Below are 22,966 nucleotides of genomic sequence, written 5' to 3' on the forward strand. Positions count from 1 at the left end.
AAAGAGCAGGAAAAAACAACTCAGAGAATGAAGAACTGAGCAAAACCAAGAGAAAGAAAACGAGAATATTGAGGATTAGGAATTAGGGTTGTCTTTGTTGGTCTTTTTTGGACGAGAAGGACGTTTTTTGATGATGGGAAAGCGAGGAAAAGGAGAGCGCTTACGCCCAGATTGCCAACCAAGAGACTTACCGCGAGGTTTCGGAGAACAAGCAGGAGAGCCAATCCTAACTAAAAGTGTCGCAAAGCCCTGAGCGACCCGACCAAAGGTGAGATTAGTTTGAGGCTTCTGCCAAGGTAAAGGATTATCAATGACCAGTTTTCGAGCGAGCCACAATTGCCAAGAGAGTAAAGGCATGAGGTCACTCCAGCGCAAAGCTTGTTGAGGAGTCAGTAATTGTGGCAGAGTCCAATGTAAACGCTGTTTGGCAAAGCGATACCAATGGTCGATGGCAAAACGACGTAAGTACAAGCGCCAAATTTGCTCTAAAGATGGCATTTGCTCACCCACCCAAGCTAACCACAAACCAGAGCAATGGGGATGGGTAACTCGCATAACTTGGAAATGTCGTTGGGATGCTTTTTTAAAGTGTAAATCAGACCATTGCTGGATTTGCACTTGTCCAACCGTCTCATCCTCTAAGCTAAAAGTTGCTGATGGCTCTCCCCAACTATCAGACTTGGCAAGTTGGAATTTATCCCCATGCTTACGGGGACGACCACAGCCACTATAGGGAGCAGGGACTTTGTATAAGCATCGGTTAGGACGTAGACGCAGCAGTAAGTCTGCGGGGATATCCTCTGTCAAATTCATAAAGGCGGCACTGCCATATTCACTGTCATAGGTAGCGATCGGTCTTACCGTTAAATCTCGACATACTTGCCTCAGTTGAAATGTAGCTCTTTGTGCGGCTGTCTCAAAACTACTGATGCGTTCATGACATAACGGAATTGCCCAACTCCCTGTCATTTCTGGTATCCATGCCAAGGTGCTGTAGTCATGCCCTAACATGATCGGTTTGTTCCCTTCAACCAAATTCGGTTGATGCACAAAACTCCTATCTTTTAGAGTTTGGTCATGGGGTCTTTCCCATCCTGTATGGTCTCCTGCTAGCAAGGGTCGTATATCTTTGGGTATTTGTTCGACGCACAGTCCTCTGAGTCTCCCTCGTCTCGGACGGCTATCTTTTAACGATTCATACAAGCTTGACCATTTCCGTCGATACACTGCTGATAATGATAATTCTGCAAATGACTTTACACTTGGACTGGTCAATACTGCATCCATTAGGTCAAATATTGCATCTCGTCCGTTCCCTAAAAATCTATATACCTGTTGACGAAATTCCTGTAGTTTCTCAATAATCATGGCTGTAGATGTGCTTTTTCTTTTTCATCTACTTTAGGCAGTTTGTATCTCTTTTACTCTGCCTTTTTTCCTTTTTTAGTCTAAACTCCAGAATCATTAGTCACAGTAATCAACTCATGAGTAACAGCATTAAGTGCACCGAGGACATTAAAACGCTGCCTTCCCGACCCAGATTTAAGAAACAAGCGTTCAAAACACCACAAAAAGCCTAAATAGGCTCCAAGGACAAAGTGAGCAGCATCAACAAAGAAAACGGCTCTTTGTCCAGATTTAGCTTCCTCTAAGCGCGGTTCTAGTTTTTTTAAGAAATTCCTCTTGTGCTGCTGGGTCAGCCTTTGCAGGTATTAGCCCCACTCGACGACAACTCATTCCCATCGATTTCAGGAAATGACGCACCTGTTCTCGACTACGGACAATCCCTGTCAACTCGGTAATTGTTGCTGCTGCATGAGCCAGCGTTTTAGGTGGATGTTCTCGAAAATATATCTCTAAACTTTCTTGATGCTGTTTTAGTTCACTCTGGGGCGATTAAAGGTCAGTTCTTTGAGTTGGCTTATCCCACCTTCTTTATAATCTCGTAAATAGCTCAACAGTGTCGGTTCAGTGATTCTTAGTAGTTTCGTAATTTCCTTGTGTGGGTATTTCTGGCTTTTTAGGTATAGTGCTTCCATTTTTCTCTGCACTCGTGGATGCGGGTGATGGAATCTTTCGTAATGTAGCGCATCTATTTCTTCTTTGGTAAATGTTATTCGGAGCATCTTGGAGAAAAGTTAACGTTTCTTCCATCTTTACTCTTATGAAAAATAAAGTCTACCCCCTGTCAAGGTATATCTGTATTGGGCTAATGTTGTTTCTCTTCATATATTGTATATTAGGTATTGGAACCTAGAGCAAATGTCTAGACTTCTAAACTTCATGTAATTACTACAAGGATTTAACTGTGATTACAAATGGTAAGTAGGTAAACCAAAGAAAAGTTAAGATAAAAAAGTTAAGTAACGTCCAAAAAAATGCCAGCCGCCCTCAAAGTAAAACTGAGTATAGAAGAAGACAAAAGACTGCTGGAAATTAGCCAAAAAGAAGCCACAGGAAAACGAGTAAAACACAGAGCCGAAGCGATACGACTAAGCAGCCATGGGTGGAAAGTCGCCCAAATAGCCGCCTATTTCGAGTGGCATGAACAAACAGTGCGAGAAATCATCCAAAGATGGAAACAAAATGGCGAACAAGGGTTGTATGACTTGCCCAAACAGGAAGACCGAAACAATGGCAGGAAGAAGACCTGAAATATATAGAAACCTGTCTGGAAGAAGATGGTCAGGTATACAACAGTCAGCAATTATCCACCAAGCTACGAGAAGAAAGACAAGTAAGCCTAAGTAGCGACCGAATTAGGAAACTACTAAAAAAAAGGGATGGGTATGGAAACGAGCGCGAATTTCCCACCAAGACAAACAGGATCAAGAAACTAAAGCCATAAAACAAGCCGATTTAGATTTCTTAAAGTTAGCGGCAGCAGCAGGCGAGATTTGTTTGAAATATCTAGATGAGACGGGATTTAGTTGTTGGTCACCTGTGCCGTATGGTTGGATTCGGCAAGGGCAGAGTAAACGTCTTGAGCAAACAGCATTGCGAGGTAAGCGCGTCAGTTTAATTGGTGTGTTGGAGCCTGAAGTAAGTTTTGATGCTGCTTATCGCATCGGTAGTATCACCAGCAAAGAATATATTGAAATCATGGATCGACAGGCTGATTTAGCTGCGGATTTATTCCTGCGTCATCGTGTGATTACTGTCATTGGTCAAGATAATAGCTCTACCCATACCTCTAAGGCGGTACAACTCAAAATTCCTGAGTGGCAGCGTAAGGGCTTATTTTTATTTCAGTTACCTCCTTACTGCTCTGAGATGAATCCCATTGAATTGGAATGGTTACATTTAAAGCGTGACCATCTTTCTGGACAAATGTTTGACTCTGAGGATTATTTAATGTGGGGTATCGAAGATGCTCTGCTTTCCCGTTACGATTCTCTTGGCTTTGATACTTCTTATTTTGAGTTTTCTTATGCCTAGCTACTTAGTAGCTTTACTCTTAGCTCTCTCCGTCAAACCTTTGGTTTGAGATTTGACTCTAGCGATCGCTTTTTTGATGAATGGTTAAATAATGCACCGACTCTAACCGAAGCGGAACTACAAGTATTAGAGCGCCTCACCCGCAACTATACCTATCTCAGTCAAGAAGAACCACCTCTCGAAGAAATTGTTAAGCTTGTCGTAGTATCTCCATTGCTAGATTTGGCTGGGTTCTATCAGTTTCCATTTTTGGTAAAAGCAGAAGTAAGTACTAATATCGAAGTTGCGGACGAAGCTAATGCTATGGCGGTTCAAGGCAGAATTGATATTTTGGTAATCCAAGATAGTTTTTGGATTTTGGTAATCGAATCAAAACCTGCAAGGATAGATGTTACGGCAGGAATTCCCCAAGCACTTACTTATTTGCTGAGCGCTCCCAATTTACAGCCAAGTTGCTATGGAATGGTTACAAATGGAAGAGAAGTATTGTTTTTAAAATGCGATCACCACCAAAATGCCCCTCAATATACGAGATCGCCTACTTATAGGTTACTTGAAAATACAGCAGAACGTATCCAAGTTTTGCAGGGGCTTAAACAAATTGGGTCTTATATTGGTGATTTGAGGAGTTAAGCAATCGCTAGCACTGTAAGTCGTGATTTCTAGGCGATCGCTTTAACGATATGTTTTCTATAGATTTGCTGAAGGCGATCGCTAGTACTGTGAGTCGTGATTTGTGAGTGATTACTCTTATTTCTTTCACCGATTTAGCGTATTCAAACAATATCCATCTGAATATTGAATAATGAGTTCATCTTTATCTACGAGTGATTTTGAAGCTTTTATCAGAGAGATATTTGTAGGACGATCGCAAACAATACATGCATTCTTATAAGGATAAATCCAGCCACAATGCTGAACGACTTCCTGAAACATACTCCATGTTGACCGATCGTAACTACAACCTAAAACAGAAAAACAGAAATCTAAATACATCCCTTCGATTGCCCATAATTCAGGATGATTATGAACCATCAATAAGCGATCATCTCCAGCCCATCTTCGCCAACGAAATGAGTTTTGACCAAACTCACTGTCCAATGTTATTAATACACCCTCACTATAGGCTTCTATTGCTAAGGATATATCGATATCTTTAAATTTTCTATCTCGATCTCTGAATTTCATCCGAAGCCGAAACAAGAATTCAGGTTCTAATTGTTTTTTTATTTGCTCCTCTAACGAAGTTATGATTCCTGCCCAAGATATCCAAGGTCTTTGCTGCTTAAATAAATCGCTGCTCCATGCTGCGTGGGGACTGTCACAAAAGATAATATTTGGTTCGGGTTGATTGCTATATTGATATAAGGTTTTGATTGCCTTTGAGGCTTTCAGGTGATCGATGCGTTCGGTAGACAAAGCTATACGATACCACTTTTTTTGATATCTAGAAATCTCAGTTTCTTGCGTAGTTGTTAATTGCGAGATAGGTTGGTCTGATTTTGTATAAGTAGTATGTATCAATATGAGAGATTCTTTTATAACGAGATTAGGTTCTTGATGCAACCAATCTATCTGCCAATTTTGAGGTAATACCCTACCATACTTCTCTGGCAAAATAGTTCCATGATTAGCGTAGATACTATATCCATCGGCAAACAGCAAAGCAGGTTCTCCTTCTCCATGTAGCCGATCTTGATTGTCTAAAGATAGCTTGGTTGGGCGATCGCACACTAAACAAACGTCTTCGTGGGGAAAGATAAACCCACAATTTTGTGTTAACGCTTGGAAAACTTCCCAAGTTTGGTGATCGTAATCACAATTTAATTCAGAAATGCAAAAGTCAATAGTTACCCCATCACGATCCCATAATTCTGGGCGCATAGATTGAAATAAAGGTGGATGAGAACAGCTAAAATTTTGAGTTAGATTCTGAAGAATACTTCCTGCAAAATCAAACTTTTTTTGCTGCTTGAATTCTGGACTAACTTGTGTATCTGTTTGTTTCTCTAGTGCTTTCCATAGTATTGTCTCTAGCTCTTCACGAATTTGGTAAACAAGCTGACTTGCGACTTGATTCCACAAAAAGCTACTGTACTTGTTTTCCGAAACTGTATAAATTTGACTCCAACTACAGTTTCCCAATATATCTGAAGTGGGATGAAGTAAACTATAGGAAATAAGCGTTCGATCTCGAATAATACCTGTCAAAAAATTCGCTTTCATTTCTGGATCGATTGGAACGTTTCCGAAATTAGCTTCACAAATCCTTTGAAGTAACTCTTCTTCAGGCAAAATCTGATTGGCAATTTGTAACCATAGATCTGCCCAGATAGTATCCTGCATTGCGAGAACACTTTGCTCCCACAAAATCTTTTGAAGATTCTCACAGAGTGAAGTCAGTAATTGGCAACGCTGATCTGGAAGAAAATGATCTTTAAGTTTCTCTTTTATGATTTTCCCTCGGCGAAAGAGAAGATACCGCATGGCACTACGAGGACTAGCGAAAAAAAGAGTTTCTGGTTGCGCTTTTTGTTTAAGTTTGTATAGATCGCGAACTGCTGCTTTGGCTTTTGTTCTATCTATGCGTTCTGTAGAAAGACTGAGCGATCGCCATTTCTGCCGATAAGCGTTAAGCAGCTTCTCTTGAGTTTCCGTTAGCGTTGTAATCATATGATTTACCCAACCACGATCATCTATCAATTTCTCACATTTTGTGATTGCTACTCCCATGAGTCTTAATTTTTATGGTAATCGCATCAACAATCTATCTTCTAAAGGCGATCGCTATTACTATGAGTTGTGAGTTATAGGCGATCGCTTAATAATTGTTTGTCTTTGCGATCTCCAATAACTTCAACAACGAAATCAACAATTTTTGATGTCACAATCTCGACTAGAAACAGACAGCCTTAACGGTCGTTTCGCTTCGTTATAACGACTTAATTGAGCGATAAGAAAGCTTTCTCTCTCAACCAAAATATCACAATTTTGTCCACTCCAATGCCATGTTAGATTGTGACCTGATTGACTGACAAAAGTCTATGAAGCATAGTCGAGAGTAGAAGCATAGAACTCAATGCGGAATAATTTCTGAAGATGTTTTCGACGAGAAGCAATAGCAGGGTGAGAGTCAAGATAAGAAGTAAAAGAGTAGAAAGGCAAGAAAGCCCAGTTTTTAGTGATAGCGGTGTGAATCCAGTTCCAGCCAATCTTGAGATAACTAAGCCCACGAAACCAATGAGGATCAACCAAACGACGATAGCCAGAATCAGCAACCGCCAGTCCTTGAGCCGTTAAAAACAAGGTGGTCAGTGCTATCACAAAACAAAGGCGAGAAATGGCAGGAGCCGAACGTAAACGCGAAGATTCTAAATCAAAGCCATTAGATTTATCATCCAAGAAATTCTCCTCAATATCGAATCTCAGACCATACTCCCAAAAAGTTTGGAGTGTGGTAGGTTCAGTACTGAGAATATACCAATACTCTCGGCTCCCAGATTCCCAAGCCGCCGCAATATGCACATCGGTAAGACGCTTGGACTCAGTTTTGTGAACTTTAACATTGTGGATCAACTTAGCTTCACCAAGACGAAGATGTAATTGTTTGACTGTTTGCCAGCCATGCTTGGGGGCATATATCCAGAAATTACCCTTGATCCGAATCCGACATTGCCATTTTAATTCCCACACATAGCGCACCAGTTCTGGATTAGCAAATGCTCGGTCTGCTAATAAAACTACTTTGACATTCACGGGCAACAGTTTCGATGCGCGTTTGAGCATGTCTTGATAGCTACTCATCTCCACACTACTACTGCGATGTTTGATTACACGCCAACATAACGGTAAAGCTCTTCCCTGATGAACTACACACAATCGGATCATGCTGTATTCTTCCCACAGTTGACTGGTATCAAAACTCAGATATATTTCTGGCTCTTTCCATTTAGCGATTAACTCTTTGATTACTGGACTGTATAGCTTAGCTGGATTTATGCGCGGATTGTTCAGCCATCTTGATAGTTGTCTTTGCGTGCTTTGGGCGATCAATGCTTTTGTGTTGATATGGCTTAACCACTTCGTTAAATTCACACTCCCTGTGGCGATCATTCCCACCATCATCCACGCCATTACTCCCAAATGGCGCACATCTGACCACTGGCTGTATTGACTCCCGAATTTTATTAGTTCATTATAGATACGTGAGGCGTTTTGGGTCATTTGTCCTATGCTCCTTTTTCTTCAAAAAACAGCATACGCCTCTTTTTTACTCAAATTCAATCTCTGTATACTTTCTCGCAACTTCTCTTACCACTTTTGTCAGTCAATCAGGATTGTGACTCACAGTTGATTGGACTACTTTACTTGATATACACCTTACAATTTACACAAATCCACGCCTTACAAGAGTCCAATTTCGATCGACTTCTTTCACGATTTTTCCCTCATCTCTATAAGCATCAGCCTTTTTTGTATCTTCAGGCTGTTTTGTATAGACAAGTACATAGTAAAAATTAACTGGAGAAGCCTCAACTATGAATGGATCGTAAGACACACAAAAACCATCCTTGGTAATTTCATTCAATTCATTAGGTAAGCAAGATCGATAATTATTTGTCTTTAAACAACTCCTTGATTTTTTATCATCCCAAGCAACTAGTGAGTTAAAAGAGTTTCTATTTTTAATAAAAACATCGACATTACGATCAATATCCTGTTCACTCCAAAAACAATAACCACAACCTCTGAATAACAGCAATATAAAAAGAAAAGTTGCGACTAGGAAAAACGGAACTCTCAAAAGCTTAAGATTCATGTGTGCAGTAGTAGAAGAAATTAGTGCCTAAATGATCTAATCTTTTGCGGGCTAATCATCAATAAAGTCGATGCTAGCAAGCTTGCAAGCTAACAGTTGAACTCACCTACTGTCAATGACATCAGATGATACAGATAGTTTAACCCACAGTCAGTTGCAGTGATTTGTTATGCATTCATCACTATTGATTAATTGATAGAGGTACACGCATTGATGGTCTGTATAACTGATTGAGATAGACTGTTTAGTTCATAGCCTCCTTCCAAACCAAAAACAATCTTCGGCGTTATTTCCAAACAAAGTTTTGTAAATACTCCGTAATCTTCAGGTTGAAGTTTTATCCAGCCCAGAGAATCCGCTTCATTAGCATCATAACCTGCACTGACTATAATAAGTAAATTGGGTTGAAAGTCAGATAAAAACGGTATTACTTTCTCTTCAAAAATCGGTTTGTATTCTTTTATAGAAGACCCTTGCTTGACTCGAATATTTAAAACGTTATTACAAACTCCTCTTTCTTCCTCTCTGCCTGTAAAGGGGAAAATGGAGATTGATGAATTGAGCAAAAAAAGCAATTTGAGGATTATTTTCTACCATCTCTTGAGTCCCATTCCCATGATGAACATCCCAATCTAAGATCGCTACTTGGCACTGGTTAGTTAAAGCGTGATTGGCGTATTTGCGTCAATTCGGTCGCCATGAAATGGTCGTTTCAGACCCTATCCCTGCTTAACTGACCAATGCCCGCTCCATTAATTATGATTGCCTAGAAATCACGACTCACGGTAATAGCGATCGCCTTTGCTAGCGCTTTTCAATTCTGAAATTTAATCATCATCTGTATCATTATCTGACTCGTCTAGCAGTCCTAATCTCAATAATTTTTTAGCAAGAGCATATACATCCTGTTTACTGCCATCCTTCCGAATTCCCAAAGCTAAAATCATCACAGTGACTTGAGCTTGCTCGATCGCGTAAATGATGCGATATCTTTGTCCGACTGCCCGCACACTGTAATAACCATCTAGTTCACCGAGTAATGGTTTGCCTTGTGTTTCTGGAGATTCTTTGATCTTATCGATGCGATCTCTAATTTTTTGACGGATACGGCGATCGCTGATTTCCTTTAATAATTTTAAAGCTATAGGCTGAATGACGATGCGATACATTACAAATCCAATTCTCGTTTAGCTGATTCCCAATCTACTCCCTGTTCTGATTTCGCTTCGGTAATGCCTTGACGCAAGTTAGCCATGAGGTTTGCGTCACTAAGTATTTCTAAAGTTTCGAGGATTGCTTCGTAATGTTGCCAAGTCATCACCGCTAAGACTGGCTTGCCTCTGCGGGTAATTGCCAGTGTACCGCCTTGCTGTGTCAGCTTTTCAGGCAATGAGGTTAGCTCATGTCTTGCTTCAGTAATAGGAATATTGGACAGCATTGTTTTAAAATTCATCTGTACATCTAATTGTACATCTAAATGCTAAACTGCGATCGCCAATCCTTATTTGTTTGGTTGTCAAATATAGCGATTGCAATATCTCAAACCTTTTTGTAGATAGATAATTGGGGCGATCACAATAAATAATTTAGAGCAAGAATCTATGTTACAAACTGTTTGCGGCAATCCTTACATAGATAACATTGCTTACCTCGCCTCAGTCCATTTTTTGACACTTGCTTAGAGTAACAATGGGGACATATCATTACTTTCATTACATCGTGAAGTTTATTCCCAACTGTATCGCCAACATAAGGCTCTAGATAAGCTACAAGCAAATCTTCAATTTCCTGAGCTAGCATTTGTCGGCGTTGTAAATCTGAGTTGCGGAGTGCTGACAAAATTACAGCATTGCTGCTATGGACACAAACCTCAGATATTAGGCTTAACTGCAAGTCATTTAATAACGGATTTCTATGCTGCAAAATATCTGCCAGAAAGTTGATGGCTTCCTGAGTCATGCTTTCATCAATGGACTGAAAGACTTGACGGTTCGTATAAAACTGGATAAACATTACTCGCGATACAGGATTCTCAAATAGTTGCGAAATAGCTTTGACCAGCAAATCGATCATCTGCCGTAGCGGTAGTGAGACTATTGCCTCTACATCCGTCTGCGCCCACATCGCTTTGACCCTCTCCGTATGACGTAATTCCATTGTGTTGAAAATACTTGCCTTGTCGGGAAAGAATTGGTACAGGGAACCAACGGCTGTGCCTGCTTTGGCGGCGATCTGATGTGTAGTTGCGGCTTCGTAACCCACCTCATCAAATACAGCAGCAGCGGCTTCTAGGATTTTTTCAACACGATCTTTACCACGTTTTTGGCGCGGTTGGCGGCGTAACCCATCAGTAGATTTATTTGTTGACAAATACGAATCATTCGTCATATATTCAAAAGCGACGGATTGTTCATGATTTTATAAATATTTAACTATATCGAGAGGAGATAGTCATGGCTTCTATGCTACAAGGAGCGCCTTGGTTGATTGCCCATATCTCTATGTTAGCAACTAATCAGCCTCGCAAAATCTCTGTATATGGTAATGATTATGTAATGTGGAAAGATTCCAAAGGCAGTATTCATGCTTTGCCGAATGCTTGTCCGCATATGGGCGCGATGTTGTCTGAGGGATGGTGTGAAATAGAAAGTAATGGTGAAAGCGCGATCGCTTGTCCGTTTCATGCCTTGCGTTTTGATGCATCGGGTTGCACTGTACTGCCTGATACTCATAAAAAAACTTTGCCACTTTTGAAACCATTAGAGCTAATAGTGCAGGGTGATTTCATTTGGACTTATGGAGGATGTGAACCAAAGGTAGAGATTCCCAACGTCTTGAATGAAATTGCGTCAAACTATCAGTTTATCGGTCATACTGGCGATCGCAGTGTCGAGACAGATTTGTTGACAATGCTAATGAATATGCATGACTACAATCACCAAAATGGAACACATCGAGAATTGTTTCGGATTACAGAAGTTCAATTCCATCAATTTATTGATCAAGGACATTTATCTCATGCCTTTTACGAGATGCCCACAGCGCCCTATAGCTTGATCGAAAAAATCAGAAAGCCCGATTTATTTCTTTTGCCGACTACTTTAAAGGCGCATTTAGAGAATCATTTTCCATCGCTAGTAATCTTTCATGGTGAAACTGCTCTAGGTAAAGTTGCCCAATGTCATTTTTTTGTGCCAGAAGCTGTAAATCGCACTCGCACCTATATTTTGATGTTTGGTATTCCTAAACATCCAATGTTCAAGATTTTTGGTAGCACTTTTTTGAATTTTGCTAAAGTCGTAGTTGATCAGGATGCTGATATTCTCGGTAAGATTTATCCCAATTCACCGCAGAAAGTGAAGCTCAATAATGAAGTGGGCATGGATTGGGTAAAGAGGAATTTTGCCAGTTTCCCCAATGTCGTTGAGCCTAGTCTATCAAAATAAGTGATCGCCAATATTGTCGGGCGATCACCTAAAAATTACGACTCACAGTAATAGCGATCGTAATCCATTAGATCGCAGGGTTTGTTAATACAAGGTGGTAAAGCGCCCAAACATCACTTAATGCTAATTTTTTGTGAGTTACACTCCTATATGACATGCTACAAGGTCGCATTTGCCAAATAAAACTCTAATTCAGGGATTTGATCCTGCAAAAACCTTGTTATTACACTTACTTGGTTGTTTTATCTGTCAATTTATGAAATATTTACATTGTGTAAGTATTTGTACTGTAACCTGCTAGACAGTAGATAGTTATGCTGAAATATCAATATGCTAAAAGTATCATCATTTATTGTGTATGATTTCAGTGATTTACAGCGATAGGTTCCTCTTACATAAGACTTGCGATCGTCATCCAGAAAGACCAGAGAGATTGCAGGCAGTCACACAAGCACTACAGGAACAAGTGGATAATCTACTCATACAATGGGTTGAGCCAACTTATCGAGATTTACGTCAGTATTTAAGCCGTTTTCATAGCAGTATCTATCTCCAAAAAGTAGAAGATATGGCAAATCAAGGAGGAGGCAACTTCTATGAAGATACGTTTGTCTCACCCGATAGTTTTGATGTGGCTATGTTGGCTGTTAGTGCTTGGATGGATGGAGTCGATCTAACTTTGAAAACTGGTTGCCCTTCTTTTGCTTTAACACGTCCTCCTGGACATCATGCCTTAAAAGATACTGGAATGGGCTTTTGCTTATTTGCCAATGCTGCGATCGCTGCCCATTATGCATTGGAACAACCTAAAGTTGAAAGAGTAGCGATCTTGGATTGGGATGTTCATCATGGGAATGGGACTCAAGAGATGGTAGAAAATAATCCTCAAATTGCTTTTTGCTCAATTCATCAATCTCCATTTTTCCCCTTTACAGGCAGAGAGGAAGAAAGAGGAGTTTGTAATAACGTTTTAAATATTCGAGTCAAGCAAGGGTCTTCTATAAAAGAATACAAACCGATTTTTGAAGAAAGAGTAATACCATTTTTGTCTAGCTTTCAACCTAACTTACTTATAGTCAGTGCAGGTTATGATGCTAATGAAGCGGATTCTCTGGGCTGGATAAAACTTCAACCTGAAGATTACGGAGTATTTACAAAACTTTGTTTGGAAATAACGCCGAAGATTGTTTTTGGTTTGGAAGGAGGCTATGAACTAAACAGTCTATCTCAATCAGTTATACAGACCATCAATGCATGTGCGTCTATCTGTCGATGATCTGATTAGCATAATAAGTCACTGTACCCGACCATAGGTTAAACTTCTTGAAATAATCCAAAGTTATTGGCAGCAGGTGAACTGGGGCGTTATGCTGACGATAAAGTTTAGCATTAGCTTTAACTCCCGAAGATGCAGGGCAATCAGTATATGTCATGGTCAAAATCAAAAGACTTTTCAAAAAAATGGTACAGAATTCGTGAATGTCAAAATGGCGACAAAGAAATTTTAGAGGCTGATCGTCAGTGGTCTATTGAAAAAGGCTTGGGTGATGATTGGGATACAAAATTTAATCACTATTTCAAAAAAAGCGATCATTGGTATATCCAAAGAGAAATCAAATATGAATACTTGTTTGTCAATCCTGAAGAGAGAATTCCCTATGGATATAAGATCGAACAACTTGATAGTGAAGAACAGTTAGATAAATTATTTGCGGAATTGAAGTCAATTGAAGAATGGGCTCTATATATTGAAGAGCGAATCTTAGACTGCATAATGGCAATTGATTATGCAGAGTCAGGAGTGATTAAACATCAGGCTAAAATCCAATCTTATCTCAATAAATCTGACGAAAACCATGAGCAAGATATTCGTGAGCATGAAGAATGGATTTCTAAAGAGACCCAAAAGATTCATAAGTTGAAAATTGAAAAGGAGAATTGGATCGATAAACTCCTCAAGGAAGAAGGGATAGAGTGGTAAGAGTTGATCGCCTGTGATGAAGAGGATATCTACGACGGGCGATGGGCAACGTTATGTCAAACCTAAAAGCTCGACAAAGATGTGCCGTTATTCTTTAGGCAATAGAAAATAATATTTTGCTAAATTTGCGAATAACCTCTTCCCCACCCCTCTACATAGCGGTAAAGATAAGGCTGAAAACAAAAAAATTTGCTTGACAACATTTCGTTATATGTATATACATATAATATGACTAATTCAACTGCAAAGACTAAACTTGCGATCGCGAATCAAGTGCCCATAACCTGTATGGGGCTTCATGTTCGCAGAGCGTCACGGATTATGTCGCAACTATATGATGCGGCATTTCGCCCAGTTGGCTTAGTGCAAACGCAATTTACCTTATTAGTTGCGATTCACCTGTTAGAGCCTGTAGCGATTACTCAATTGGCTCAAGAGTTGTTTACGGATCAAACCACCATCACTCGCAACATCAAGTTGTTAGAGCAGAGGGGATTGGTCGCCTTCAATCTAGGTGAAGATCGGCGGATCAAGCTAGCATCTTTGACGATTGACGGACAATCGGTTCTGGAGAAAGCCCTGCCTTTATGGGAACAAGCTCAAACCGATGTAAGACAGCACCTTGGAGAACAGAAGTGGCAAGATTTGCTATCCCTCTTGTCGGAGGTAAAAACTTTGAATCAAAGAAGCTGAAATAGCTTGTATGGTCGGTTTTTTCAGTCACCGTCAAAAAACACATAGCAGTAGTTCATAACTGTGGAGGTTTTAATGGTTCAGGTCAGTCATCGCCCTAAAATCTTAGTCACGGGGGCAACGGGCAAAACAGGCAGGGCTGTGGTAGCTCAACTGTTGGAGAAAGGTTTTCCCGTGCGAGCGATCGTCCGCTCTCGTGATGCAAGGAGTCAACGACTCGATCGCCTCGGTGCAGAAACCGTCGTTGCCGATATGTACGATGTGGATCAGATGGCGGCAGCAATGCAAGGAACAGTGCGCGCTTATTATTGCCCACCGATGCATCCCTTAATGATCCAGAGTGCAGCGGTGTTTGTCACTGTGGCAAAAGCATTAAAACTGGAAGCGATCGTGGGACTCAGCCAATGGACGGCAAGTGCCAACCATCCTTCCCTGCATACGCGCCAAGTATGGCTGGTAGAAAAGATGTTGGCGGCGATACCCGATATCGCCTATGTGAATCTCAATCCTGGATACTTTGTCGATAACTATCTGCGGTTGATTGACTTCGCATCTTTAATGGGGCTTTTTCCCATCTTGACTGGACATAGCCGTAATGCCCCTCCATCTAACGAAGATATCGCTCGCGTTGCCGTTGCGCTATTGATGAATCCCGATCGCTACGCAGGCAAGCGCTTTCGTCCAACTGGTCCCAAACTCATGTCTGCCTACGATATGGCTGGGGTCATTCGCAAGGTGCTGGGCAGTCCTGTTTTTGCCTTTGATTTGCCTTGGTGGATGTTTGAACGTGCGGCACGCTTACAGGGTGTTACGGCGTTTGAAGTGGGCAGTTTGCGTTACTACGTTGAAGACCATAAGCAAGGAGCGTTTGAGTTTGGTGCGCCAAATCATGTTGTCGAGGAAGTCACTGGCAAGCCACCAGAGGATTTTGAAACAATCGTTCGTCGCTATGCGGCGATGCCATTTGCTCGTAAGACCCTTGCGAATCGGTTACGCGCTTTTATGCAATTTAATCTCGTTCCCTTTACCCCTGGGTATAACCTGAATGGGTTTGATCGGCAGCATTTCCTTCCCGTCCTGTCCGATCCGCAGTTCGTGATGAGTAGCGATCGCTGGCAGGCTGAGCACAGTTTCCAAAATCTCTAGAAAGAGGCAACTAACCATGAACGAACAAATTGCAGACAACCCTAGAGTCATCGCCTTTCCACCCGCTCTCTATGGAGTTACATTAGCGATCGGAGTTGGACTCAGTTTCTTTTTCCCAGTAAGCTTTTTGCCGCTTTCAATATCTCTGCCTTTGGCAGTGATAGCGATGATTAGTGCGGGATGGTTCTCGACCTCCGCATTTCAGACGATGACTCGCGCCCAAACAGCGATCGATCCTGCAAAACCTGCTACAGCGATTGTCTCGGATGGAGTTTTTCGCTTCAGTCGCAATCCGCTCTATCTGTCTCTAACATTGCTCTACATCGGTATCAGTTTACTGCTCAATGCGGTCTGGGCGTTCCCGCTATTATTGCCACTTTTAGCAGTAGTTCAAATTGGAGTGATTCAGCGAGAGGAGGTTTACCTAGAGCGGAAATTTGGCGATGAGTATCTACGCTATAAAGCCAAAGTACGTCGCTGGTTATAATCGAAGACTAACGACTCTCCCATAAATGAATGTTCCTTTTATGATTAGATTGACTACCCCTGATGAGATCGCCGAGGTGATTGCTTTAGCAGAAGCAACGGGTTTGTTTGAGCCAGAGCAAATCGAATCTCTCGCCCAAATGATACATCAATATTTCAACTGCACAACAGAATCTAGAGGCTTGTGGTTGACCTACTACAGCGACAAACCTGTCGGAGTTGCTTACGTCGCACCTGAGCGAATGACCGAAGGAACATGGAATTTATATTTGATTGCGGTGCATCCGAATCACCAGAAGAAAGGATACGGGAAGACCCTGCTACAGCATGTAGAGAAAACTCTAGGCGATCGAGGTGAACGTATTTTATTAGTGGAAACGTCTGGAACCGAAGACTTTGAATACGTTCGCAGGTTTTATCGCAATAACGGATTCGAGGAGGAAGCACGGATTCGAGAGTTTTATGCATCTGGCATTGACAAAATTGTTTTCCGTAAGGTTCTGCCTCAAAACAAAGCTATGTAAACACTAAATTTTAAGGAAGTTCCCATGACAAAATTTGATGACCATCCCACCGTGAAGCTTTTGCGATCGCAACAAAAATCTCAAGAGCAGAATTCTCAAAATAAGATTACATCGCCGCTCGAACATGATTGGTTACGTTCATTCTGCTTAGATTTAGGATTTGATGATGTGGGTTTTGTGAGTATCAATCAACCCGAAATGGACGATCAACGGGCTAAGCTATTACAGGCTTTTCCGCAGACAAAAAGTTTGATTAGTTTTGTCTGTCGCATGAATCGAGATAATATTCGCAATCCTGCCCGCTCTGTCGCCAATGTGGAATTTCACCACACGGGGGAGGAAATCAATGCGATCGCTCGCAAAATTGTCAGAGAATTAGAAGATCGGGGGATTAGGGCTATCAATCCAGCGATGGGATTTCCGATGGAAGCCCAAGACTTTCTCAATGTCGGCAAAAATGTCTGGATGGTTTCTCACAAACCGATCGCTGTCGCCGCAGGATTGGGACATATGGGCATTCATCGCAATGTGATTCATCCCAAATTTGGCAACTTCATTCTCTTGGGTACAGTGCTGTTGGATGCTGAGGTGACGGAATACGATCGCCCGATTGATTACAATCCCTGCGTGGAGTGTAAACTCTGTGTAGCTGCCTGTCCTGTGGGGGCGATCGCTACGGATGGGAACTTCAATTTCTCAGCTTGCTATACCCACAACTATCGTGAATTTTTAGGCGGCTTTACTGATTGGGCGAAGAACGTTGCCGAAAGTAAAACGGCGAAAGACTACGATCGCAAAGTCGGTGATGCGGATTCGGCAAGTATGTGGCAAAGTTTATCCTTTGGAGCTAATTATAAAGCCGCCTATTGTCTTGCTTCTTGCCCTGCGGGTGAAGATGTGATGGCTCCCTTTTTGCATAACCGTAAAGAATTTATTCAAGAGGTTGTCAAACCACTGCAAGATAAAGTCGAGACAGTGTATGTCGTTTCTGGTTCCGATGCGGAAGCTCACGCAGCTAAACGTTTTCCCCACAAGCAGATCAAGTTAGTTCGCAATAGCCTAACTCCCATTTCTATCGCAGGCTTTAGGAATGGATTGTCATTAACCTTTCAACCAAATCAATCCAAAGGTCTCAACGCGACCTACCATTTCCTATTTACTGGTCAGGAATTTTCCCAGTTTACGGTCAACATCTCTAATCAAGTTTGTGAAGTTCATGATGGATTGGTGGGTAAACCCGATCTGATCGTCAAAGCAGATAGTAAAACTTGGATCGCTTTTTTGCGAAAATATCAAAATATTGTTTTGGCAATTCTGACTGGCAAAATCCTCATCAAAGGCGATATTCGTTTACTACTCAAATTCGGAAAATGCTTCCCATCCTAAGCCAGCTTGTTCCCAAAGCTTAAAAATGTGACGATACTTTTATGAATTAAGAATCAAATCCTCGGCTTGGAGATCGCCTATCACGACTCACAGTAATAGCGATTGCCTTTAGAAGATAGATTGTTAATCTGATCGCCCAGAAATCACGACTCATAGTAACAGCGATCGCCTTTAGGAGATAGATTGTTGAAGCGATCGCCTTCAGCAATCATTGAGAAGCTAGATTGTCGATGCAAACTCGTTTGACCTAAAGTAGTATCTATTTCCTTAAAAAGGAGCATTTTGCATGAGTTTACTTTCAGCAACAATTAAAACTACGGTTCGAGCTAGTCAAGTTGAAGTCTTTGAACATATCGCGCCAATAGATCTCACCTCAATATTTAAAGGCTATGGATTGCTACCCTCTGTCATCGGTACTCAAAATCAGATTGGCTCTTGGGATACAGAAGGTCAAACACGCACTGTGCATTTATCAGATAATAGCTCTGTACAAGAAATGCTTACAAAATACGAGCATCCACATTATTTCAGTTACACAGTTAGCTCCTTTACTGGTTCGCTTCGATTTCTTGCAACTTCCGCTAATGGTGAGTGGTGGTTTAGTGGTGGCTCATCGGGGCAGACCAATATCAAGTGGCGTTATACGTTCAATGCACGATCTTTTTTAGCTTTTCCAATACTTTGGTTGATTACCAACTTACTATGGCGCAATTACATGTATCAAGCATTGCAATTATCCAAATCACAAATTGAACATGATGTTATCTAGCAAGCATTTACATTTGAAACGAATTTCCAAATCCAACAGTTGTGAGTCGAACCTAGTTGCTTAACCATGAAGTTCAAGCCTTAATGATGTAAATTTTAATCCACTTCATAACAAAGTAAAATTGGTGAAAACAGAAATAATTATGAATGCGATCGCCTAGAAATCACGACTCACAGTAATAGCGATTGTATTGTCTTTGTGCCATCTCAATTTTGGCATGTCGTTTGTCTAGCACTGTGTCGTCAAACAGCACGTACATGTACTTGGCTTCATCGGTAATGATGGTTGGTTTCTCGTTTTGCCAGACTATTCTTGGAGTCAGTTTTTCTCCTCTCATATATCGGTTGATTTGGTCGTGACTGTACCCCTCTATATGTTCGGCTAAGTTGGTGATTGTATAGTTGATCTGGCTACTCAGCAGATAACTCTTCTTGTTTACTTCTTTTTGTTCACTGCGTAAGTCATAATAAATTCTGTTTTGAGACTAGATAAACGATCGCCAAACTATAACTAGCAAAGCTCCCAACGCAACAAAATAAGCCAGCGATCTTAAACCGACAATCCCGAAGATATAAGTCAAGCTATGCAGAATCCGACTGGTTACGATGACTATTGCCGCTATCCCAGTTATCGCATCTGTCTTTCCCATAACTTGAGCGCTGAGAATGATGATGGCGATCGCTGCTAGGTTATCGTGATGATTTCGTTGTGCGCGATCGGCTCTTTCTACCCATGCAGGCACATCGGGAGAGGTTTCGCGATTTCCCATTCCCCATGCTACGTTGGAACGAAGGACACGGGCGATCGCAGGGGTGTGATTGAGAACGATCCCCCAGAGGGCGAGGATTGTTAATGATGTTAAATCCGAGTTCATCGCAAGATCGATCTAAATTGCCAATATTTGGTTTTACAATAAGCTTCTAAAGAGTTTTAGGGAAGTCCCCATCTGAGTACAAAATGTCGGATTGGCAAGATTTTTTACGGCAAATTGCCACGGCTCGAAGCGAAGTAGAACTGCGCGATCGCTTTATCGAGGATGCGGGAAAATTTTTCATGGCAAAGGCTTGGGGCTTCGATCGCCTCGGTGCAAATTTGGAAGTTATTTCTGCGGATTTCCGAGGATTATCTCAATCCTTCTGCGATTGCTATCATCAACTTGGTCGTCAGGGCGATCGGATTAGTTTGATTGTCATCCAAGAAAAGACTCCTATACATAACCTATCCATCCAAACCCAAGAAAGTTGGCAGCGAACTGATATTTACCAAAAAGTTTTTCGCCCCGCAGGAATTGAGAATGGTATGGCATCGGTTCTAGTTGGTAATGGAAACCTTGTAGGCGGTATCTATTTCTTGCGCGAGCAAGGCTTGTCACCTTTTGCCGATCAAGATTTACTGCGTATCGGTACACTCTCCTTACATCTTTCGGTAAGGATGGCAGAATTGAGAAATGCCTATTCAGAGAAGTTGAATTGTCTCACTATGCGTGAACGGGAAGTTGCGGAACTGGTGGCAAAAGGTCTTAACAATCGCGAAATCGGCGATCGCATTGGGATATCAAGGGAAGGAGTAAAACAGTCTCTAAAACGAATGTTTCGCAAGTTAGATGTCTCTGCAAGAGCTGAGATGGTCGCAATCTTGAAGATTTAGATCTTAATTTCTTAACTAATTAGGCGATCGCCTCAATTATTGATCTGCTAAAGGGCTTGGTGTAGGCGATCGCTATTACTGGAAATTCTAAGTGATCGCTCAATCAATATTTTTCTACAATAGCTAGTATTTAAGAAGGTTTAGCAGTGCTATTGCAATTATTTGAATATATTAGGATCTGGATGTGCTGCTGGAATACTTTCTCCCCCAGTACATATTCCGTCGTACTGCATCTTACGGAGAGTATCTATTACCCCCTGCTGCGAAATTGCGTACTGAGTGATTTCAGGTCTACTTGTTCCAGTGAGCCTCACTAGCTCAGACCATGAGTTATACCAACAGTATGCCCCTTCTCCATTGGAGTAGTAGACGGCAGGTCTACTTGAAAGCTTAAACACGCCTTGTGGAATTGTTTGACTTTGAGCTTCTGTCTTACTTGACCAAACTCCTACTCCCAAGAACGCGATCATTGTAGTTATTAAACAAAAGAAAGTCTTCTTTGGGTTTCTATTTGCTGTCATCTCTATTTCCTTAAAAAGCTAGTTATTTAGGGATCTAATGCTAAGCACTAGTAGCAATCATACATTATTTAGCTATATAGATCTGAATCACTTATACGAAAATATGCAGGTTGAGCCACAAACTGGCAAGTTTTTAAATTTGATACCTAACTGAATTAAAGAGATTATTTTACACTTGGGCTTTGGCTGCGATCGCCCAGTTATCAATCAGCTAAAGGCGATCGCTATTACTATGAGTCTTGATTTATAGGTGATCGAATTTTTATGCCTAGTGCCACTTTGGAACAATTAGAACCTTGATCTCAAAATCATCTTCTTTCTTGTTTAAGTCGTTCTCAAGTCCGCGAGGATTTGAAATCCAACCCTCTGGGTCATATACAAAACACAAGAGTTTCTCACAGTCTGGATGAACTCTGTAGCGCTGTGAATCAATGATCAATTCCTCACCAATATCCTTAGCTTTCAATTTTTGCCTCGTCTTCTTAACCTCAATGATGATTCTTTCATCCTTGAGTAGAAAGTCCACTCGGGAGCATCCCCCCGCATAACTTGGAGTCCATTCTTCTGGTCTGATATCGTCGAAGTAGATATGCAAAAGAGAGTGCAGCAGATCTTGAACATCGTACTCGTCGTTAATGTGCAAGGTTTCTCTATCGTCATGCCTCGCTTTTATCTGTTTTGCAACAAGGTGAAAGCGCGAACAAATCTGTTCTACATGATGGAAGTAGTCAATTTTTATGCTTTCAGCAAGCTTTGATGCCAATTTAGCCTTGGCTGCTGTCCACGGAAATGAAGAACCACAGTTCTCGCAATGGGTAGGAATTGGAGTGGGAAAGCCTATGGATACGACATTCTCGACGTGGTAATCACCCAGTATCTCATGGTTGCAGTTAGGACACTTGTATATCGTTTCTGCCCCGCATTTAGAACAAAACTTTCTGCGAAACTCTGGCGAACGATGATAATTGTCAGTAATCTGGTGTCCGTTTAAACATACTTGCTGAGTGTCGTGTTGTCCCACTGGGTAACCTTCTTAGAGAGGTATAACGTTATCAATTATCGGACGCAAACTTTCGCTTGCACCCAGCATACTTGAAAGTTCTGAAGCATTGCCATTGTAAGATGGAGATTTACCTCAGCTTAGAGGATATCTTATTTTTGTCAGAGTATAAAGGACTATCACCATTATTTTCTGATAACCAACGTTGATAGCCCTCAATCTCAGCACCACCGCAGTTGATTACAAGCTCTAAACCGAAAATAGCCAAAACGCAAAACCATTCGCCCCAACTTGTCTGAAGAATAACGGATTCATGAACAATTTGGACTTCCGAGCCAAATTCATCGATCCATTTCTTATTAGACTCATAGATACGACGTAAGTGATATGGCCAATAAGTTGTATCTCCCCGACGAGCGTGGTTCCTAAGAAGATCTAGCTGCGATTCATTGACTAAGTAGTCGATTCCAGCAGCAGCATTTGAGTCGTCACTCTCTTTACAACTTTCTAAGATACTTAAAGCCATCAATTCGAGAGCTACTTTAGCCAAAAATCTTGAGACGATTCTGTCTGGCGGAGGCTCATCATGTCCAGAAAAGACTATTTCTCCACCATTTTTTTCAAAAAGAACTTTGATGGCTTCAGGTGGCATATCAACTAATCCCAATAATGGACTTTCTGAATAGCGATATGCAGTTACTGCAAATTCGGATGAGAATATTCCTTCTAATGGTGGTACTCTTCGCCTTTTATTAGGAACAACTTGATGAAAGCGAAGAGCTTTCAAAGCTGGAGATTCAAGAAAAGGTTGCTCTACTTTACGCGCAAAATAGTTATTGCATGTATCGCACACAATTCCTTTTGGAAGCACTTTTGTTGTGTTACCGAGAGATTCTGGAATAATATGCTCGACACTCTTGGATTTGCTTGAGTCGTTTTTGCAAAAAATACATCGCATACTCCAAAACCCTCCTCGCACTGCAAAAGCTGTCGTTTTATTTTTCAATAATCTTCTACGTTATAGCATAAGTAGTCGATCGTGATGTTGAGGCACTGAGGGTGATCACAATTTGATTTTTGATGAAGTTGTGATCGCGATTTTGGGTGTTG

24 protein-coding genes and 4 pseudogenes are annotated in these 22,966 nt (G+C 41.3%); 13 read left to right on the top strand and 15 right to left on the bottom strand.

Annotation, left to right across the window (positions count from 1 at the left end; translation table 11 throughout):
• Positions 1 to 75: 75 nt before the first annotated feature.
• Both HC246_RS15485 and HC246_RS25945 read right to left on the bottom strand, forming a co-directional pair.
• Positions 76 to 1,368, bottom strand: a complete 1,293-nt coding sequence (locus HC246_RS15485) for an NF041680 family putative transposase (protein WP_169364169.1) — start codon at positions 1,366 to 1,368, stop codon at positions 76 to 78.
• Positions 1,369 to 1,457: 89 nt separating this feature from the next.
• Positions 1,458 to 2,126 (bottom strand): annotated as a pseudogene (locus tag HC246_RS25945) (helix-turn-helix domain-containing protein); the annotation flags it as partial.
• Positions 2,127 to 2,378: 252 nt separating this feature from the next.
• Here HC246_RS25945 and HC246_RS15500 point away from each other — a divergent pair.
• The 3 genes and pseudogenes from HC246_RS15500 to HC246_RS15510 all read left to right on the top strand — a co-directional run bounded on the left by HC246_RS15500 (position 2,379) and on the right by HC246_RS15510 (position 4,071).
• Positions 2,379 to 2,654: a helix-turn-helix domain-containing protein gene (locus HC246_RS15500; RefSeq protein ID WP_169364172.1), complete on the top strand. Its 276-nt coding sequence runs from the start codon at positions 2,379 to 2,381 to the stop codon at positions 2,652 to 2,654.
• Positions 2,655 to 2,781: 127 nt separating this feature from the next.
• A pseudogene (locus HC246_RS15505) lies at positions 2,782 to 3,438 on the top strand (IS630 family transposase); the annotation flags it as partial.
• A gap of 45 nt (positions 3,439 to 3,483) precedes the next feature.
• A complete protein-coding gene (locus HC246_RS15510; protein WP_169364173.1) occupies positions 3,484 to 4,071 on the top strand; it encodes a type I restriction enzyme HsdR N-terminal domain-containing protein in 588 nt (195 codons plus the stop codon).
• A gap of 126 nt (positions 4,072 to 4,197) precedes the next feature.
• Here HC246_RS15510 and HC246_RS15515 read toward each other — a convergent pair whose 3' ends face one another.
• From HC246_RS15515 to HC246_RS15545, 7 genes and pseudogenes are all read right to left on the bottom strand, one after another.
• The gene (locus HC246_RS15515; protein ID WP_169364174.1) at positions 4,198 to 6,111 is read right to left on the bottom strand and encodes a DUF6745 domain-containing protein; all 1,914 of its coding nucleotides are present in this window, start codon (positions 6,109 to 6,111) and stop codon (positions 4,198 to 4,200) included.
• Positions 6,112 to 6,480: 369 nt separating this feature from the next.
• Positions 6,481 to 7,662, bottom strand: coding sequence for a transposase (locus tag HC246_RS25950; RefSeq protein ID WP_169361634.1), 1,182 nt, complete (start codon positions 7,660 to 7,662; stop codon positions 6,481 to 6,483).
• Between the two features lie 163 nt (positions 7,663 to 7,825).
• On the bottom strand, positions 7,826 to 8,257 hold the full coding sequence (locus HC246_RS15525) for a hypothetical protein (protein WP_169364175.1): 432 nt from the start codon (positions 8,255 to 8,257) through the stop codon (positions 7,826 to 7,828).
• Between the two features lie 188 nt (positions 8,258 to 8,445).
• Positions 8,446 to 8,932: pseudogene (locus HC246_RS15530) on the bottom strand (histone deacetylase); the annotation flags it as partial.
• Positions 8,933 to 9,084: 152 nt separating this feature from the next.
• Positions 9,085 to 9,426, bottom strand: a complete 342-nt coding sequence (locus HC246_RS15535) for a type II toxin-antitoxin system RelE family toxin (RefSeq protein ID WP_169364176.1) — start codon at positions 9,424 to 9,426, stop codon at positions 9,085 to 9,087.
• Entirely contained in the window at positions 9,426 to 9,710 is a 285-nt protein-coding gene (locus tag HC246_RS15540; RefSeq protein ID WP_225902963.1) for a type II toxin-antitoxin system Phd/YefM family antitoxin, read from the bottom strand. Before HC246_RS15540 ends, HC246_RS15535 begins: the two co-directional genes overlap by 1 nt.
• Positions 9,711 to 9,856: 146 nt before the next feature.
• Positions 9,857 to 10,645: a TetR/AcrR family transcriptional regulator gene (locus tag HC246_RS15545; RefSeq protein ID WP_169364177.1), complete on the bottom strand. Its 789-nt coding sequence runs from the start codon at positions 10,643 to 10,645 to the stop codon at positions 9,857 to 9,859.
• Positions 10,646 to 10,710: 65 nt separating this feature from the next.
• Between HC246_RS15545 and HC246_RS15550 the strand changes: the two genes are divergently transcribed.
• The 8 genes from HC246_RS15550 (at position 10,711) to HC246_RS15585 (ending at position 17,919) form a co-directional block, all read left to right on the top strand.
• Positions 10,711 to 11,703, top strand: coding sequence for a Rieske 2Fe-2S domain-containing protein (locus tag HC246_RS15550; protein ID WP_169364178.1), 993 nt, complete (start codon positions 10,711 to 10,713; stop codon positions 11,701 to 11,703).
• A 358-nt stretch (positions 11,704 to 12,061) separates the two neighbouring features.
• A complete protein-coding gene (locus HC246_RS15555; protein WP_169364179.1) occupies positions 12,062 to 12,979 on the top strand; it encodes a histone deacetylase family protein in 918 nt (305 codons plus the stop codon).
• Between the two features lie 150 nt (positions 12,980 to 13,129).
• The gene (locus HC246_RS15560; protein WP_169364180.1) at positions 13,130 to 13,684 is read left to right on the top strand and encodes a hypothetical protein; all 555 of its coding nucleotides are present in this window, start codon (positions 13,130 to 13,132) and stop codon (positions 13,682 to 13,684) included.
• A 228-nt stretch (positions 13,685 to 13,912) separates the two neighbouring features.
• Positions 13,913 to 14,377, top strand: coding sequence for a MarR family winged helix-turn-helix transcriptional regulator (locus tag HC246_RS15565; protein WP_169364181.1), 465 nt, complete (start codon positions 13,913 to 13,915; stop codon positions 14,375 to 14,377).
• Positions 14,378 to 14,452: 75 nt separating this feature from the next.
• Entirely contained in the window at positions 14,453 to 15,523 is a 1,071-nt protein-coding gene (locus HC246_RS15570) for an NmrA family NAD(P)-binding protein (protein ID WP_169364182.1), read from the top strand.
• Positions 15,524 to 15,539: 16 nt separating this feature from the next.
• The gene (locus HC246_RS15575; protein WP_169364183.1) at positions 15,540 to 16,010 is read left to right on the top strand and encodes a methyltransferase family protein; all 471 of its coding nucleotides are present in this window, start codon (positions 15,540 to 15,542) and stop codon (positions 16,008 to 16,010) included.
• 40 nt (positions 16,011 to 16,050) lie between these two features.
• Positions 16,051 to 16,533: a GNAT family N-acetyltransferase gene (locus HC246_RS15580; RefSeq protein WP_169364184.1), complete on the top strand. Its 483-nt coding sequence runs from the start codon at positions 16,051 to 16,053 to the stop codon at positions 16,531 to 16,533.
• Between the two features lie 24 nt (positions 16,534 to 16,557).
• A complete protein-coding gene (locus HC246_RS15585; RefSeq protein ID WP_169364185.1) occupies positions 16,558 to 17,919 on the top strand; it encodes an SCP2 sterol-binding domain-containing protein in 1,362 nt (453 codons plus the stop codon).
• 143 nt (positions 17,920 to 18,062) lie between these two features.
• On the opposite strand, the gene HC246_RS15590 is transcribed toward HC246_RS15585, so the two are convergent.
• The gene (locus tag HC246_RS15590; RefSeq protein WP_169364186.1) at positions 18,063 to 18,200 is read right to left on the bottom strand and encodes a hypothetical protein; all 138 of its coding nucleotides are present in this window, start codon (positions 18,198 to 18,200) and stop codon (positions 18,063 to 18,065) included.
• A gap of 5 nt (positions 18,201 to 18,205) precedes the next feature.
• Between HC246_RS15590 and HC246_RS15595 the strand changes: the two genes are divergently transcribed.
• The gene (locus tag HC246_RS15595) at positions 18,206 to 18,688 is read left to right on the top strand and encodes an SRPBCC family protein (RefSeq protein WP_169364187.1); all 483 of its coding nucleotides are present in this window, start codon (positions 18,206 to 18,208) and stop codon (positions 18,686 to 18,688) included.
• A 184-nt stretch (positions 18,689 to 18,872) separates the two neighbouring features.
• Here the strand turns inward: HC246_RS15595 and HC246_RS27135 are convergent.
• A pseudogene (locus HC246_RS27135) lies at positions 18,873 to 19,160 on the bottom strand (hypothetical protein); the annotation flags it as partial.
• 12 nt (positions 19,161 to 19,172) lie between these two features.
• Positions 19,173 to 19,562: an MAPEG family protein gene (locus tag HC246_RS15605; RefSeq protein WP_169364188.1), complete on the bottom strand. Its 390-nt coding sequence runs from the start codon at positions 19,560 to 19,562 to the stop codon at positions 19,173 to 19,175.
• 83 nt (positions 19,563 to 19,645) lie between these two features.
• Here HC246_RS15605 and HC246_RS15610 point away from each other — a divergent pair, with 83 nt between their 5' ends.
• Positions 19,646 to 20,335 carry a helix-turn-helix domain-containing protein gene (locus tag HC246_RS15610; protein WP_169364189.1) on the top strand — a complete coding sequence of 230 codons (690 nt, stop codon included), beginning with the start codon at positions 19,646 to 19,648 and terminating at the stop codon, positions 20,333 to 20,335.
• A gap of 158 nt (positions 20,336 to 20,493) precedes the next feature.
• Here HC246_RS15610 and HC246_RS15615 read toward each other — a convergent pair whose 3' ends face one another.
• From HC246_RS15615 to HC246_RS15625, 3 genes are all read right to left on the bottom strand, one after another.
• Entirely contained in the window at positions 20,494 to 20,805 is a 312-nt protein-coding gene (locus HC246_RS15615; RefSeq protein WP_169364190.1) for a hypothetical protein, read from the bottom strand.
• A 319-nt stretch (positions 20,806 to 21,124) separates the two neighbouring features.
• Positions 21,125 to 21,877 carry a DUF2321 domain-containing protein gene (locus tag HC246_RS15620; RefSeq protein ID WP_169364191.1) on the bottom strand — a complete coding sequence of 251 codons (753 nt, stop codon included), beginning with the start codon at positions 21,875 to 21,877 and terminating at the stop codon, positions 21,125 to 21,127.
• Between the two features lie 109 nt (positions 21,878 to 21,986).
• Positions 21,987 to 22,862, bottom strand: a complete 876-nt coding sequence (locus tag HC246_RS15625) for an HNH endonuclease (protein ID WP_169364192.1) — start codon at positions 22,860 to 22,862, stop codon at positions 21,987 to 21,989.
• Between the last annotated feature and the right edge of the window lie 104 nt (positions 22,863 to 22,966).

It is taken from the genome of Pseudanabaena yagii GIHE-NHR1, from assembly GCF_012863495.1.
Lineage (GTDB): Bacteria > Cyanobacteriota > Cyanobacteriia > Pseudanabaenales > Pseudanabaenaceae > Pseudanabaena > Pseudanabaena yagii.

Excerpts from the sequence above, each read along its gene's own strand:
- HC246_RS15485 (WP_169364169.1), bottom strand. The coding sequence starts at position 1,368 with ATGATTATTGAGAAACTACAGGAATTTCGTCAACAGGTATATAGATTT.
- HC246_RS15500 (WP_169364172.1), top strand. The coding sequence starts at position 2,379 with ATGCCAGCCGCCCTCAAAGTAAAACTGAGTATAGAAGAAGACAAAAGA.
- HC246_RS15515 (WP_169364174.1), bottom strand. The coding sequence starts at position 6,111 with ATGATTACAACGCTAACGGAAACTCAAGAGAAGCTGCTTAACGCTTAT.
- HC246_RS25950 (WP_169361634.1), bottom strand. The coding sequence starts at position 7,662 with ATGACCCAAAACGCCTCACGTATCTATAATGAACTAATAAAATTCGGG.
- HC246_RS15525 (WP_169364175.1), bottom strand. The coding sequence starts at position 8,257 with ATGAATCTTAAGCTTTTGAGAGTTCCGTTTTTCCTAGTCGCAACTTTT.
- HC246_RS15535 (WP_169364176.1), bottom strand. The coding sequence starts at position 9,426 with ATGTATCGCATCGTCATTCAGCCTATAGCTTTAAAATTATTAAAGGAA.
- HC246_RS15540 (WP_225902963.1), bottom strand. The coding sequence starts at position 9,710 with ATGAATTTTAAAACAATGCTGTCCAATATTCCTATTACTGAAGCAAGA.
- HC246_RS15545 (WP_169364177.1), bottom strand. The coding sequence starts at position 10,645 with ATGACGAATGATTCGTATTTGTCAACAAATAAATCTACTGATGGGTTA.
- HC246_RS15550 (WP_169364178.1), top strand. The coding sequence starts at position 10,711 with ATGGCTTCTATGCTACAAGGAGCGCCTTGGTTGATTGCCCATATCTCT.
- HC246_RS15555 (WP_169364179.1), top strand. The coding sequence starts at position 12,062 with ATGATTTCAGTGATTTACAGCGATAGGTTCCTCTTACATAAGACTTGC.
- HC246_RS15560 (WP_169364180.1), top strand. The coding sequence starts at position 13,130 with ATGTCATGGTCAAAATCAAAAGACTTTTCAAAAAAATGGTACAGAATT.
- HC246_RS15565 (WP_169364181.1), top strand. The coding sequence starts at position 13,913 with ATGACTAATTCAACTGCAAAGACTAAACTTGCGATCGCGAATCAAGTG.
- HC246_RS15570 (WP_169364182.1), top strand. The coding sequence starts at position 14,453 with ATGGTTCAGGTCAGTCATCGCCCTAAAATCTTAGTCACGGGGGCAACG.
- HC246_RS15575 (WP_169364183.1), top strand. The coding sequence starts at position 15,540 with ATGAACGAACAAATTGCAGACAACCCTAGAGTCATCGCCTTTCCACCC.
- HC246_RS15580 (WP_169364184.1), top strand. The coding sequence starts at position 16,051 with ATGATTAGATTGACTACCCCTGATGAGATCGCCGAGGTGATTGCTTTA.
- HC246_RS15585 (WP_169364185.1), top strand. The coding sequence starts at position 16,558 with ATGACAAAATTTGATGACCATCCCACCGTGAAGCTTTTGCGATCGCAA.
- HC246_RS15590 (WP_169364186.1), bottom strand. The coding sequence starts at position 18,200 with ATGCTCCTTTTTAAGGAAATAGATACTACTTTAGGTCAAACGAGTTTG.
- HC246_RS15595 (WP_169364187.1), top strand. The coding sequence starts at position 18,206 with ATGAGTTTACTTTCAGCAACAATTAAAACTACGGTTCGAGCTAGTCAA.
- HC246_RS15605 (WP_169364188.1), bottom strand. The coding sequence starts at position 19,562 with ATGAACTCGGATTTAACATCATTAACAATCCTCGCCCTCTGGGGGATC.
- HC246_RS15610 (WP_169364189.1), top strand. The coding sequence starts at position 19,646 with ATGTCGGATTGGCAAGATTTTTTACGGCAAATTGCCACGGCTCGAAGC.
- HC246_RS15615 (WP_169364190.1), bottom strand. The coding sequence starts at position 20,805 with ATGATCGCGTTCTTGGGAGTAGGAGTTTGGTCAAGTAAGACAGAAGCT.